Origin of the sequence: Altererythrobacter lutimaris (assembly GCF_013371495.1) — a bacterium.
In the GTDB taxonomy this organism is placed as follows: domain Bacteria; phylum Pseudomonadota; class Alphaproteobacteria; order Sphingomonadales; family Sphingomonadaceae; genus Erythrobacter; species Erythrobacter lutimaris_A.
This window is the reverse complement of the sequence record NZ_JABWTA010000001.1, coordinates 635,549-649,274: the sequence shown is the minus strand read 5'-3', so window position 1 is coordinate 649,274 and position 13,726 is coordinate 635,549. Positions and strand designations below refer to the sequence as shown.

Genomic DNA, 13,726 nt, shown 5'->3' with positions numbered 1-13,726 from the left:
TAATCCCCATAAACCGTTCGTGCTGGGCCTGTCGAAGCACGGGCATTTCGCACAACACATCCTTCGACAAGCTCGGGATGAACGGAGTGATGTTTGCTGGTGCGTTCATTTGCGCAACTCCTTCACGAAAGGTTCTCTCGTAAGCGATAAAAGCGCAACTGCCGTGGCAAGATGCACACCTAAAATCGGCCCCAAGAGCGTCATGAGGCGCGAATCCGAAAGCAGTACGTTCGCAAAGCCTAGCAACCCTGAAAAAAGCACGCAGTATGCAGTAAATGGCAGCCAACGCGCCCATACATAGCCCTTGAGCTCGTCGCCATCTCGCAGGTGAGATTCTAATTCGTTGACGAATTCCGACCAAAATTTTTCGATAATGAAACTGCACAGCCCGAAGCTCATGAGCACAGACAGTAGCTCGGCTGCCTGCCAGACCCAGAGCACCCGATAAGTTTCCATCACCAAAAACAAAGCAAGAGTGATACCTGCTGCAGCAGCCAGCAGGAACGAGACCATTGCCGCTCTAATCGAGAAAGTCCGTGTAGGCTGAGCCGGTCCTCCCATCACCCCAACGCTCCTTTGATCGCGCTTGTGATCTCATCGATAGTGAATGGCTGGCCGCTGGTCTTGTTCAAAGGCTGCGCATCGATCAGGAATTGATCGCGCAGCACAGTCTTGAATTGGCCGGTGTTCATCTCCGGCACGATCACTTGGTCATAGCTCTTCAAGAGCTCGCCAAGGTTCGCAGGCATCGGCCAGATATGGCGCACATGAATGTGGCTCACATCGAGCCCTTCAGCACGCGCGCGGCGCACCGCCTGATGGATCGGGCCGTAAGTGCTGCCCCAACCCACGATAGCCAGCTTGCCACCCTTTTCACCCAGCGCGACCTGCTGATCGCTCACGCGAATATTGCCAATCTTGTCCTTGCGCGCTTTCGTCATCGCGGAGTGGTTTTCCGGCGAATAATCGATGTGGCCGGTATCGACCGCTTTCTCGATCCCGCCGATCCGGTGCATCAGGCCCTTCGTCCCCGGCTTGATCCATGGACGAGCGCCCTTCTCGTCGCGCTTGTAGGGGAGGAGCATCGGATTGCCGTCTGCATCCGTACCGTTCATTTCCTCAAGAAATTCAGCCGGGAAGCGCTCGAACACGTCAGGATCGGGTATCTTCCACGGCTCGGACGCGTTGGCGATGTAGCCATCGGTCAAGAGCATGGTCGGGGTCATGTACTGGACCGCGATTCGGCAAGCCTCGATCGCGCATTCAAACGCATCGGCCGGACTGCGCGCCGCAATCACCGGCAGCGGTGCATCGCCATTGCGGCCATAGACCGCTTGGTAGAGATCGCTCTGCTCGGTCTTGGTCGGGAGGCCGGTCGATGGCCCGCCGCGCTGCGAATTGACGATGACAAGCGGCAGCTCGGTCATGATCGCGAGGCCCATCGCTTCGGTCTTGAGCGCAATACCGGGACCAGAAGAGGACGTAACGCCAAGGCTTCCGGCATAGGACGCGCCAATCGCCGCACAGATCGCCGCGATTTCGTCTTCCGCCTGGAATGTCGTGACGCCGAACTCTTTCATGTTGGCAAGGTGGTGCAGGATCGCAGAGGCTGGCGTGATCGGATAGCCGCCAAAGAACATCGGCAAGCGCAGCAACCGCGCGCCTGCAATAAGCCCGAGCGATACCGACTCAGCGCCGGTAACGGTGCGATATGTGCCCGGTTCGGTCGGTGTCGGGTCGAGATGCACTTGCCGCAGCGGCCCTGCAAGCTCTGCCGTCTCGCCATAAGCATGTCCTGCATCGAGCGCGGCGATATTCGCTTTCGCAATCTCCGGCTTCTTCGCGAATTTCTGGCTGAGCCAGTCATGCAAAGGCTTGCGCGGACGGTCGAACATCCACAAGGCCAGACCCAGCGTCCACATATTCTTGCAGCGCAAAGCGTCTTTGTTGCCAAGGCCGAAATCCTTGACCGCTTCAATCGTCATCGCGCTAATATCGAGCTTTAACACGTCGTACTTGGCCAGAGTATCGTCTTCCAGCGGGCTGACATCGTATTTCGCTTTGTCTAGGTTGCGCTTGGTGAATTCGCCTGTATCGACGATCACAAGGCCGCCTGGCGTCAGCGCCGGCAAGTTTGTCTTGAGCGCCGCCGGGTTCATCGCGACGAGCACGTCAGGCGCGTCACCCGCTGTATCGATTTCTCGGCTGCCGAAATTGATCTGGAAGGCAGAAACGCCGAACAGCGTGCCTTGCGGCGCACGAATCTCTGCGGGAAAATCAGGAAATGTCGCCAGGTCATTGCCTGCGAGCGCGGTCGACAGCGTAAACTGTCCTCCGGTCAGCTGCATCCCGTCACCACTATCGCCTGCAAAGCGGACTACGACCGCATCGGGCTGTTTGCGCGGCGCTGCGCTGTCACCTGTGTCTGCAACTTTCGTCGCCATTACTATTCCTTCCTGCGGCATTCGTCATTGAATGCCTGAGTATCTGGAACGCGCAATTATGGCTCCGTTCCCGCTCCCGCAATGAAGTTTTTCTCCTAGCGGCACAAATGTCGAGTGGAAAAGCTCCACAAGGCTGACTACGAGTGCAATCAAAATGAGAGGCAAGACCCATTTCATGACAGATCAAACGCCCTATGTCCGCCCCGATGTAAAAGCATTTCTCGATGGTTTGGCAGCAATGGGGCCGCAACCGGGTCTGGCGGAAATGAGCCTTGAGGAAGCGCGAGCTGGATATATGGCGCTGCACGGAATGGCGGATCGCCCTGCCCGCGAGCTGGCCGTTATTCGCGACCTGACCTGTCCCGGTCCTGCAGGCGATATCCCTCTGCGGCTCTATGACACGCAGGAAAACCGTGAGCTTGGTCCTATCATGGTGTTCTACCATGGTGGCGGGTTCGTGATCGGCGATCTGGACACGCATCACGCGCTTTGCACAGAGCTTTGCGCGCTTATGGACATGCCGCTGGTCGCCGTCGATTATCGCCGCGCCCCTGAAGCGCCCTTCCCCGCGGCGATTGAAGATTGCGAAGCGGCAACGCGCTGGATCGCGGGCTCTCCGCAGGATTTGGACCGTAAAGTGACAGGCCTCATTCCCATCGGCGATAGCGCAGGCGGCAATGCGAGCATCGTTGTGAGCCAGCAGATCGCGAAGGACACAGCCGATGTTCCGGTCGTGCTGCAGGTCCCGATTTTCCCGCTCGCAGCCGACAGTTTCGGTTCCGGCAGCTTGGAAGAATTCGCAGAAGGCTTCATCCTGACCAAGGCAGCGGTCGAGTTCTTCGACGCGTCATACAGTCCCGACCGCAACGACCCGCGCGCGATGCCGATGCTGGGAGATATCGCAGGCACTCCTCCGACAGTTCTGGTCACTGCTAGTCTTGATCCGATCCGCGATTCCGGACGCGATTACGGCGCGGCGCTTTCTGCTGCGGGGATCGATCACGTGCATCTGGAAATGGAAGGCGTGACGCACAGCTTCACAAACCTGCGCGGTGCGATTGCAGGCGCGCAAGCCGATCTGGAGCGCATGGTGGCGGCGATGAAATACATGCTGGAGAACGCTGCGTGAGCGATCTCCCGACCGCATACCGCCCTTGTGCAGGGTTCATGCTGGTGAATAGCGAGCGCCGCGTGTTCGTCGGTCAACGCATCGATTCCAAAGACAATGGCGCGTGGCAGATGCCGCAAGGCGGGATTGATCCGGGCGAAGATCATCAGCAAGCCGCCTTACGCGAGCTTCACGAGGAAACAGGGATCACCGCTTCCTATGTGAGCGTCATAACGCGCATGCGCGAGCCCGTTCGCTATGATTTGCCGGACGAGCTCATGGGCAAGCTATGGGGCGGTCGCTACCGCGGACAGGAGCAGTTCTGGTTCCTTGGCCGCTTTACGGGCCGCGATGAAGACGTGAATATCGAAGCGCACGATCCGCCTGAATTTGCCGCATGGCAATGGGCCGAGCCTGAAGACCTGCCTTCGCTGATCGTGCCCTTCAAACGCCACGTTTACGCCGCTGTGCTCAAGGAATTCCGCGAACACCTCTGATCAGGTTCAGATTTTGAAAGCGACGCTCGGCCGGTCGTCGATTTCACGCGCCTTCTGATAGGATGGCAGCGCTTCAACGCGCTCAAACCATGCCATCGCATTGGGCGTGTCGGTCGCGTTCAGCTCGCCGCGATCGCGCAAGGACTCCATAGGATAGCTCATTGTGATGTCCGCCGTAGTGACATGATCGCCGCCGAACCACGGCGCTGTGCCCAGGTCCTGCTCGATCAGCTTCAGCAGCCGCTCCTTGCGCGGCTTCGTAAAACCTTCTCGCGCTTTGCCGAAAACCGCGCCTAGCAGCTTGTTGATCGGCCATGGCGTCCGATCTTCCAGCACGCGAAAAATCATCTCGATCATGCCGAGCGACATCAGCGAGCCTTGCGAGGCGTGGAACCAGAACAGGTGCCGCGCACGATGCGCGCTGCCCGCAGGCGGGTTTACGTCAGGATTGGGATGGCGATCCATGATGTAATCCATGATCGCATTGCTCTCTGCGAGCGCAAGTTCGCCGTCAGTGATGACAGGCGCCGTACCAAGCGGCGAAATCGCCTTGTATTCGGCAGGCGCGAGATTGCTTTCAGGATCGCGATCATAGAGCTTGAGCTCATATTCCGCGCCGAGCTCTTCCAGCAGCCAGAGGATGCGGAAGCTTTGCGAATATTCGAGATGGTGAAGCGTGATCATCCCGCGCTTCTAGTCGATCAGCTTTGGCCGATCAATTCGATGCAGGCGTGCTTTCCGCTGCAGAGGTTTCTGCCGCGAACTGCGTTTGCGTGCCTGTCGCGATGCTGAGCTTCAGATCGCGCGTTTCCGGGCACGACGCACCGCACAGGCTTTCAAGTCTTGTGAGGTTGCGCTTGGCCTTTTCCAATGCACCTTTTTCAACAAGAGCAAGGCCTTCGCCTGAAATCGCTGCAAAATTGTCAGGATCACGATCCAACGCCTCGCGGTAATAGCGGATCGCCTTGCCTTGCAGGCCATCGAGCCGTGCCGCTTCGGCAAGCTTCAGGAAAATGGGTGTATGTCCGGGATCAACCGCGAGAGCCGCTTCAAACGCATCAATCGCGGCTTGAGCATCGCCTGCCTTCAATGCCGCATCGCCTTGCGCAATCAGCGTGGCTGCCCGTGGAGCCGCTTGCCTGTCATCCGCACTCGTCACACTCGCTGAAACAGCAAGAACCAGAGACAGAGCAACAGCAGCGGGCGCAAAACGCATAATTTTCTCCATGAGAGCGGATCGGTCAGTCATGACCGCTCGGGCTTCTGCGGGTCAGGCATAATGGATAGGGCTATCATGATGAACCCAGCATGGCGACAAAAAAGCCGTCCGTTCCGTCATGATACGGGGTGAGTCGCAGTCCTTGGCCGTGTTGGCGTCCAATGGGAAATTGGAGATAAGGTTCTGCTTTCCACTCGGGATGGCGCTTGAGGAATGCTTCCACACGATCCTTTCCTTCCTCGTCGAGCAAAGAGCACGTGACAAACCCGATAACACCGTTTGGCCGGGTCAACTCGGCTGCTAAATCAAGCAGGTAATCTTGTGTCTTCGCAAACCTGTCGAGCCGATCCGGCGTCAGGCGCCACTTGGCTTCGGGCTTGCGGCGCCAGGTCCCTGTGCCGGAACATGGCGCATCGACCAGCACAAAGTCCGCTTGTCCCTTTAGGTCTGAGAGCGCTTCAAGCTCTTTTCCGGGGTCTAGCAAGCGAGTTTCAACTGAGTCTGCAACCCCCGCTCGCTTCGCGCGTGGCATCAAGCGCGAAAGCCGCCTGCGGTCGGTGTCCGATGCAACAATCCGGCCCGAATGCGTTCGCTCACATGCCATGGCAAGCGTCTTGCCTCCTGCCCCCGCGCACAGATCAATGGTCAGGAATGTCGCATAAGCCCCCGAAATCAGCGAGATAAGCTGACTGCCAAGGTCCTGAACTTCGATCAGACCATCTTTATACGCATCCCATTGCTCGACAGGCGTGCCAGACGGCAGGCGTCGCGCATTCGGTAAAGTTAGCCATTCGACTTCGACCGGGAATTCAAACGTGTGTCGCTGCGCATGCTTTGCGTTCAACCTGATATCGAGCGGTGCGCGGTCCATCAGCGCTGCCATCTCGGCATCATCAAGTCCCGAGGACTGGAGGCGGGCGATGAGCCAATCGGGAGCGACCCCTGCCCTTGCCGGCCTCTCATCAGCTTCAATTACCGCTGGGCCATGCGTTGAACCATCGAACAGCACGCTGAGCGAAGCGTCTTCTTCAACCAGGCGCATCATGGCAGCTCGCCCCGTTTTAGGAACCTCACCGCAAACCCGGATCGCGGAATAGACCAGCTCGCGCACTGCGCGGCGATCCTTGGAGCCGGCATAGCGACGGGTCTTGAAATAGGCAGAGACAATCCGGTCCGCTGGCGCTCCTCCAGCTACAGCACCAGAAATAACCTCATCGAGAATTTCGATTGCAGCCTGAACTCGCGCGGCAGGCGTCACGACCCGCCAGCTACTTTCTCGATATGCTTAGGCGCTTCGACGCAGCGCCACACAAACCGCTCTTTCGCGATCATGTCGCGCGCATCGGTGAAGCGTTCCATCCGCTCCGAACGGTCTGCTTCAACCAGAGCGGCTGTCTCCGCACCGCGTGCCTCGCAGGTAGCCTGATCGATCAGTACGCGCGTCTGAATGCGCATGCTGGCCTCCGGATCATCAGCATTCCAGCTCATCATCACGAGCAGAAAAGGGACATAGACTTCGATCATGACCGTTTACCGCGTCGGATAATTCGGCGCTTCGCGCGTGATCGCAACGTCATGCACGTGGCTTTCCGAAAGACCCGCATTGGTGATCCGAACGAACTGAGCACGCTCGCGCAAATCCTTGATCGTAGCAGAGCCGGTATAGCCCATGGCTGCCTTGATCCCGCCGACCAGCTGGTGAACGACATCGGCCGCTGGGCCTTTGAACGGCACCTGGCCTTCAATCCCTTCCGGAACGAGCTTCATTGCGGAGACGTCCTGCTGGAAATAGCGGTCCGCACTGCCGCGTGCCATGGCGCCAACGCTGCCCATGCCGCGATAGGCCTTGTAGCTGCGTCCTTGATACAGGAATGTCTCGCCCGGGCTTTCTGCCGTGCCCGCCAGCATGGAGCCGATCATGACTGACGAAGCCCCGGCTGCAAGCGCTTTGGCCGCATCGCCGCTGGTACGAAGTCCGCCATCGCCGATCACAGGCACGCCAGACTTTGCCGCTTCTTCAGCGCTTTCCATGATTGCTGTGAGCTGAGGCACGCCTACCCCTGCGACAACCCGCGTTGTACAGATCGAACCCGGCCCGATGCCGACTTTGATCGCGTCCGCCCCTGCATCAATCAGCGCACGCGTCGCTTCTGCTGTGGCTACATTGCCCGCAACGACCTGCACCGCATTGGACAGCTTCTTCACGCGCTCTACCGAGCGCGCCACGTCCTTATTGTGGCCGTGAGCGGTGTCGATAATCACGACATCGCATTCCGCATCGATCAGCGCTTCAGTGCGCGCAAAGCCTTTATCACCGACCGTAGTCGCGGCAGCGACGCGCAAGCGGCCTGCGCTGTCCTTGGTTGCATCCGGATAAGTGACGGCTTTCTCGATGTCTTTGACGGTGATGAGGCCGACGCAATGCTGATTGTCATCGACCACCAGCAGCTTCTCGATCCGCCGTTGGTGTAACAGACGGCGAGCCTCTTCCTGACCCGTTCCCAATGGAACAGTCGCGAGGTTGTCCGTCGTCATCAGCTCGCGCACAGGCTGCTCAGGGTTCTCAGCGAACCGCACATCACGGTTCGTGAGAATGCCGACCAGCTTGCCGCCGTCAGTCACAGGAATGCCGCTAATGCGGTTTTGCGTCATGATCGCTTGCGCTTCGCCGAGGGTCGCGCCGGGCTCAATTGTAATCGGGTTCACGACCATGCCGCTTTCAAAGCGTTTGACCGCGCGAACAGCAGCAGCCTGTTCTTCGACCTCAAGATTACGGTGCAATACGCCGATTCCGCCAAGCTGCGCCATGACGATGGCCATGTCCGCCTCTGTCACGGTGTCCATCGCAGCAGACAACACAGGAATGTTGAGCGCAATATCGCGGGTGAGCTGCGTTGCAGTGTTGGCCATGCTGGGCAGCACGTCGCTTTCGGCCGGACGCAAGAGAACGTCGTCGAATGTCAGGCCGAGAGGGATATCCATAAATGCCACTTTCCGTGTCTGAAGCGCCGACTCGCTAAACGGTGGGCGCGGAGATTTGTGGCGGCCCATGTAACGACACTATGTGACAGGTGCTAGGGGGTAGCGAGAAACTATTCCCCGCCCGCTGGATAACGCTCTGCATCCGCAAGCTCCACCACGAGATCTTCGTGGAGCAACATGTCTTCAACCGCTCCGCTCAATACCAGTTCGCCGGGATTGTCTTGCGCGTTGTGATAGCGAGACTGGAAATAGGCTTGCATTTCAGGCGCGCCCAAAGCCCCGGTTAGCATGATAGACGGGATACCGGCCTCCAGGAATGCCCAGCCATCCTGTCTGCGCACAAATTGCTCGGCAAGCTCTCTTGGTCCCAAATCACGGCCAGCCCGATCAATGGCTTTCAGCACAAAAGGATCGAGAGCTGTGTAACCCTCGCCAAGGAAAACCACCGGACTACCCCTCCCGGCAATCGCTATAGTGTCGAAATTGAATATGCCTACAACCTCATCCAACGGCAATGGAGGTCTCGCAATGAACGCCTTGGCACCAAGCAAGCCCCACTCTTCTGCTGTGGTCCCAAGGAAATAGATATCGCGATCATGCGGTCCGCGGGCTTGCAAGCGAGCGCTTAGCTCGATCATGACGGCAAGGCCCGAAGCGTTATCAATTGCTCCATTGCAGATGCGGTCAGGGTCTGCTTCGTCTCCGCATTGCCCGAAGTGGTCCCAGTGCCCCATGAGAATGAGAGCTCCAGCTTCAGGCTTGGTGCCTTGGATCTTCCCGATAAAATTATGCGAAACGATGCTCGGCGATTGTCGCGAGGCTTCGATCCGTGCGGTTATGGGCAAGAGCTGTCCAGCAAACTCCGGATCGCTGGCAGCTTGTTCAAGCGCTGCAAATTGCTCTTCACCTATGATCTTGGTCAAGGCATCGCGCGTAACATAGGCAGTCAATTCATCCCGCGTCTCGCTTTCGAGACGAAAGCGTTCTGTCCCTAGAAATCTCCTGAAGCGTTCGATCACCTCTTCGTTTTCGACGACCTGCAGGACCGCCGCAGCACCAGCGTCGAAAGCTGCCTTAGAATAGCCGGCGGATCGCATTGGAGAGCTGGTCAGCACCACGACCTGCCCCACAAGCTCGTCCTCGGGACGCTCTGAAAGGGATGCACCTGCGAACAATAGCGGCGCATATTCAAGCAGGCTGCGCCTTAGGTTTGTAGTTGCGAAAGCCTCGCTTGCGTCGAGCGCGACCGGCTCTCCATTCGTGACGAATTCGACCCGGCTCGCCACTGCTTTTGTGCGAACAAGCTCGACCGGCGCAAACCACGGATTTGCCGGATCATTCGTTCCAGACACAAGCCCGCGCTTCTCGAATTCGTCTCTCAGATAATCGAGCGTCAAGCGCTCTCCGCGAGTCCCCGGCCGGCGTCCTTCGAATCCATCCGATGCAAGCACATTGATGTGCTCGGCCATCGCGCGTTCAATCTCGGCAAACTCGCTCTTGCTGACGCCCGATGGTGTCGCGCAGGCCGTGACAAAGACACACAGCAACCCGATCAGAGAAGCACGTAAAGGCATGGCGCTAAGCCTCATTCGGCGGTCCAGCCTCCGTCAATGCTCCAGTTCGCGCCGGTGACATTGCTAGCCTCTTCGCGGCACAGGAAGACTGCGAGAGCGCCAATCTCATGCGGCTGCACGAACTTCTTGGTAGGCTGTTTTGCTAGCAGCACATCATTGATGACTTCATCGCGGCTGAGCCCGCGCGCCTTCATCGTGTCGGGGATCTGCCCTTCAATCAGCGGCGTCCAGACATAACCCGGGCTGATACAATTGGCTGTCACGCCGGTCTGCGCCAGTTCAAGCGCGATAGTCTTGGTGAAGCCGTCAACACCATGCTTGCTGGCATTATACGCGCTCTTGAATGGCGAAGCTGTCTTCGAGTGCGCGCTGGCGGTGTTGATGATCCGCCCCCAGCCCTTCTCTTTCATCGCAGGCACAGCGAGGCGCGTTGTGTGAAACGTCGCAGTCAAATTGAGACCAATGATCGCATTCCACTTGTCGGCAGGAAAATCCTCGACCGGGCTTACGAACTGCATGCCGGCATTGTTGACGAGGATATCAATCGGGCCAGCTTCACTCATCATTTGCTCGATTTCAGCGACTTCAAGCAGGTTTGCGCCGGAATGCGTTGCGCCCATTTCCTCGCAAAGGGCAGCGATTTCATCTGTATCGCCAAACCCGTTGAGCACGACTTCAGCGCCTTCGGCATGCAAAGCCTTTGCAATGGCCAAGCCGATTCCGGAAGTTGAGCCGGTCACCAATGCTTTCTTGCCGTGAAAGCTCATCTCACACTCCTGCGCTGAAAAAGAATTCTGCAGCTTTTGCTTGCACATCTACGCATGTCCAGCCCAAACAGAGAGCGGGAGAGAATTAGCCGCAGAAAAAGGGGAGAAGCCCATGCGCCTGGGCAAATACGATACCAGCAATATCCGTGTCCGCTCTGGCGGACGCAGCAGGATGCCCGGAGGCAGAGGCGGCGGGATCGGCTGCGGTGCGATCATTATCGCGGCCATAGCCTATTTCGTGTTTGGCGCCGATCCTTTGCAGACCATCGGGATGATCGAAGGCGCACAGCAGCAAGCCCCTCAGCAGCAACAGCAGGCGAATGTCTCGGAAGAGCAGGTGTGTGAAAGCGGTCCGTATGCCCGCGAAGCCTGCAATGCTCTCAGCTCGCTCAACACCACATGGCGACCAGAGTTTCAGCGCGCTGGCATCCAGTTTCAGGACCCGATCCTCACGCTATACAGCGGCGCGGTGACCACGCAGGGGTGCGGCAGCGCGACGTCAGCGGCAGGCCCGTTCTACTGCCCGGCAGATATGGGCATCTATATCGATACCAGCTTCTATGACGAGATGGCGCGCCGGATGGGCGCAGGTGGTGACTTCGCGCGCTATTACGTGATGGCGCATGAATATGGCCACCACATCCAGAACCTGACGGGCCTCGCGTCTCAGGTCCGCTCGCTTCAGGCGCGCAACCGTAGCCAGGCGAACCAATTGCAAGTGCGGATGGAATTGCAGGCAGATTGCTATGCCGGTGTGTGGGCCGGCAAGAACCGCAATCTGATCGAGCCGGGCGATATGCAGGAAGGCCTGCGCGCAGCAAGCGCGATTGGCGATGACACGCTGATGCGCAATGCCGGTCAGCGGATCAATCCGGAGAACTTTACGCACGGCACTTCGCGCCAGCGGATGGAGGCGCTGCGCTTGGGCCTCGATGCTGCCAACAGCTCGGTGTGTGATCAATATTTCGAGAATTGAGGAAACTATGTCGAAAGAGCTTGTACTTCTGGTCGTTGGCACAGTCGCGCTCAGTTGCAGCGCTGTTGCCCAGGCCCAGGACGAGCAGGAAGTGGTTCGCAATCAGGAACCCGACGTTGAAGATGTCATCATGACACCGATCGACGATCTCAACCTGGATGACGACGAGATCCCGGAAATTCTCGTCGCAGCATCGATCGATCCTTATGCCAGCCCCGCAGGCAAGGATTGCGAGAGTTTGCGGCTCGCGATTGCTGATCTCGATGCTGTGTTGGGGCCTGACTATGACATCGTCAACGATGGCACGGATCCATTCAGCGAAGGCAGAGTTGCCAAACGCGTTGTGGGATCCTTCATTCCCTTTCGCGGAATTTTGCGCGAAATCACCGGCGCAGCTGGCGAGAAGCGCGAGTTGCAAGCTGCCATTGTGGCGGGTCTTGCTAGACGCGCTTACCTCAAAGGGCTCGGCGAGGCGTCAGAGTGCCCTTACCCCTCGCGGCCTGCCTTTATGGCAATCGAGATAGACGAAGATGATGTTGTCAAACTGCAACCTGTCACTGAAGAATAAAGATCCTGGACGGGCTCAAAATTCCCGACGGTGCAAATGAAAAAGCCCGGCTGCACAGAGCAACCGGGCCTTTTCTTTGTGAGGCGATAAACATCAAGCGATGATCGGTTCGCCCTCCTCGCCAGTCTTTTTCAAAGCAACGCCTGACCAATCCACGCCGCGGGTCGCGTACATTACGCCAGCCAGCGCAAAGAACAGCATCAGCGAGCCGATGATGAGCGAGAGCGCTTCGAGATTGAGCAGTACGAACAACAGTGCGTAGAGGCCGACCAGCACTGCGCCGACCACCCCTGCCCTTGTCCAACTGCCCAACACAGCAGCGCTGTAAGCTGTCAGCAATCCGATAATGGCAGCGCTTGCAACTATGTATGCGAGGGCAAAGCCAATCACTTCGGCAAAGGCCAGCAGCAGCACAAAGAACAAGACCAGACCTGCTCCGGTCAGCAAATACTCCGCCGTTGCCACGCGCGCTCCTGCGACGATGTCGAACATAAGGAACACCAGAAAAGTGAAGCCGATGAACAGGAAGCCGTATTTCACTGCACGATCGACCTGACTGTAGAGATCAACCGGCTCAATCAGCCCGATCGTTGCGACCGGCGTTCCATCCATCGAAGCGGTAGCAGCCCAACTGGCATACTGGTCGACATTCCCGCCCGGATAGACCTGAGGACCATCATCAGAATGCGACAGCGTCGACTGGCCCAAAGCCAGATTCGAGATCGACCAGTTCGCCTTGAAGCCATCAGGGCCAAGCTCGCGATCCTCTTCCCCGGGTAGGAAACTGCCGGTGAAGCTTGGATGCGGCCATTCGGAACTGGCGGACCAATTGGTCGCATTGCCGCTTGGCACAACGCTAAATGAGCGGCTGCCCCGCAGATTATAGCTCCAGGCGAGGTCAATCGGCTCGCCTTCTGACCAGTCGAAATAGGCATGCACGCCCGAGTTGCCGGTGCTGGCCTGGCCTTTTCCAGGCTTTAGTGCCAAAGCTTCGCCGTCAATGCGGAGCGTGGAGTCCGTTTGCAGCCCGCGAGGGTCTGAAACGCCCAAACGGACTTCGACTTCATCGAGTATCAGCTGGTCACGTTTCACTCCGAAACGCTCGATATCTTCAGGCAAGGCATATTGCGCTTTGCCCGAGACGGCCGCCGTGTAAATCACAGTTTCATAGATAGCGCGCTTCTTGATGTCCGGTGCGAGATTGGTGTCGATGTCCTGCCTCTCTGCAGACAGATAAAGGTGCTTGCGAACTTCGACAGTGCGGGTCACGGATTTGCCGTCCACGACTTCAGTTGTCACCGCTTCATCGCGATAAGGAATGACAAGCAAAGGGCCTGTCACAACTTGCGGCCCGGCCCACCCCGCAGCAATCGAATCCTGAGCAATACGCGCCTGATGCTGGCGATCAGAGACCAGCGCATAGACCATAATCAGCGGGATAATCAGCACTGCGCCGACCAGTCCGGCAAACAGCAATTTCATTCCTGGCGAGCGTTCCTTGCTCATTTCAACCTCCATCTTTTTACGATGAAGCGTTGTTTGTGAGCGACGAACTGAATTGAATGTGAACCCTGAAACAATTGCGGCGGAG

The 13,726-nt window shown here is 57.9% G+C and carries 14 protein-coding genes; 4 read left to right on the top strand and 10 right to left on the bottom strand.

What is annotated here, in order from left to right:
• Positions 1-105: 105 nt before the first annotated feature.
• Together HUO12_RS03150 and HUO12_RS03145 are read right to left on the bottom strand one after the other, a co-directional pair.
• On the bottom strand, positions 106-561 hold the full coding sequence (locus HUO12_RS03150; protein WP_176272223.1) for a hypothetical protein: 456 nt from the start codon (positions 559-561) through the stop codon (positions 106-108).
• The gene (locus HUO12_RS03145) at positions 561-2,444 is read right to left on the bottom strand and encodes a 2-oxoacid:acceptor oxidoreductase subunit alpha (RefSeq protein ID WP_176272222.1); all 1,884 of its coding nucleotides are present in this window, start codon (positions 2,442-2,444) and stop codon (positions 561-563) included. Before HUO12_RS03145 ends, HUO12_RS03150 begins: the two co-directional genes overlap by 1 nt.
• Positions 2,445-2,619: 175 nt before the next feature.
• Between HUO12_RS03145 and HUO12_RS03140 the strand changes: the two genes are divergently transcribed.
• Positions 2,620-3,573: an alpha/beta hydrolase gene (locus HUO12_RS03140; RefSeq protein ID WP_176272221.1), complete on the top strand. Its 954-nt coding sequence runs from the start codon at positions 2,620-2,622 to the stop codon at positions 3,571-3,573.
• A complete protein-coding gene (locus tag HUO12_RS03135; protein WP_176272220.1) occupies positions 3,570-4,049 on the top strand; it encodes an RNA pyrophosphohydrolase in 480 nt (159 codons plus the stop codon). Before HUO12_RS03140 ends, HUO12_RS03135 begins: the two co-directional genes overlap by 4 nt.
• 6 nt (positions 4,050-4,055) lie before the next feature.
• Here HUO12_RS03135 and HUO12_RS03130 read toward each other — a convergent pair whose 3' ends face one another.
• From HUO12_RS03130 to HUO12_RS03100, 7 genes are all read right to left on the bottom strand, one after another.
• The gene (locus HUO12_RS03130) at positions 4,056-4,733 is read right to left on the bottom strand and encodes a glutathione S-transferase family protein (protein ID WP_176272219.1); all 678 of its coding nucleotides are present in this window, start codon (positions 4,731-4,733) and stop codon (positions 4,056-4,058) included.
• Positions 4,734-4,764: 31 nt separating this feature from the next.
• Positions 4,765-5,265 (bottom strand): tetratricopeptide repeat protein, encoded by a 501-nt coding sequence (locus tag HUO12_RS03125; protein WP_176272218.1) that lies wholly within the window; start codon positions 5,263-5,265, stop codon positions 4,765-4,767.
• 76 nt (positions 5,266-5,341) lie between these two features.
• Complete coding sequence (locus HUO12_RS03120) at positions 5,342-6,526, bottom strand: RsmB/NOP family class I SAM-dependent RNA methyltransferase (protein WP_176272217.1); 1,185 nt, start codon at positions 6,524-6,526, stop codon at positions 5,342-5,344.
• On the bottom strand, positions 6,523-6,792 hold the full coding sequence (locus tag HUO12_RS03115; protein WP_176272216.1) for a hypothetical protein: 270 nt from the start codon (positions 6,790-6,792) through the stop codon (positions 6,523-6,525). Before HUO12_RS03115 ends, HUO12_RS03120 begins: the two co-directional genes overlap by 4 nt.
• 6 nt (positions 6,793-6,798) lie before the next feature.
• Entirely contained in the window at positions 6,799-8,250 is a 1,452-nt protein-coding gene (guaB, locus tag HUO12_RS03110) for an IMP dehydrogenase (protein WP_176272215.1), read from the bottom strand.
• Positions 8,251-8,360: 110 nt separating this feature from the next.
• On the bottom strand, positions 8,361-9,824 hold the full coding sequence (locus tag HUO12_RS03105; RefSeq protein WP_176272214.1) for a M20/M25/M40 family metallo-hydrolase: 1,464 nt from the start codon (positions 9,822-9,824) through the stop codon (positions 8,361-8,363).
• Between the two features lie 11 nt (positions 9,825-9,835).
• On the bottom strand, positions 9,836-10,591 hold the full coding sequence (locus HUO12_RS03100; protein WP_176272213.1) for a 3-hydroxybutyrate dehydrogenase: 756 nt from the start codon (positions 10,589-10,591) through the stop codon (positions 9,836-9,838).
• Between the two features lie 112 nt (positions 10,592-10,703).
• Between HUO12_RS03100 and ypfJ the strand changes: the two genes are divergently transcribed.
• Both ypfJ and HUO12_RS03090 read left to right on the top strand, forming a co-directional pair.
• Positions 10,704-11,567 (top strand): KPN_02809 family neutral zinc metallopeptidase, encoded by an 864-nt coding sequence (gene ypfJ / locus HUO12_RS03095; RefSeq protein ID WP_176272212.1) that lies wholly within the window; start codon positions 10,704-10,706, stop codon positions 11,565-11,567.
• Between the two features lie 7 nt (positions 11,568-11,574).
• Positions 11,575-12,135: a hypothetical protein gene (locus tag HUO12_RS03090; protein WP_176272211.1), complete on the top strand. Its 561-nt coding sequence runs from the start codon at positions 11,575-11,577 to the stop codon at positions 12,133-12,135.
• Between the two features lie 93 nt (positions 12,136-12,228).
• Here the strand turns inward: HUO12_RS03090 and creD are convergent, their stop codons facing one another.
• Positions 12,229-13,641 carry a cell envelope integrity protein CreD gene (gene creD, locus HUO12_RS03085; RefSeq protein ID WP_176272210.1) on the bottom strand — a complete coding sequence of 471 codons (1,413 nt, stop codon included), beginning with the start codon at positions 13,639-13,641 and terminating at the stop codon, positions 12,229-12,231.
• Between the last annotated feature and the right edge of the window lie 85 nt (positions 13,642-13,726).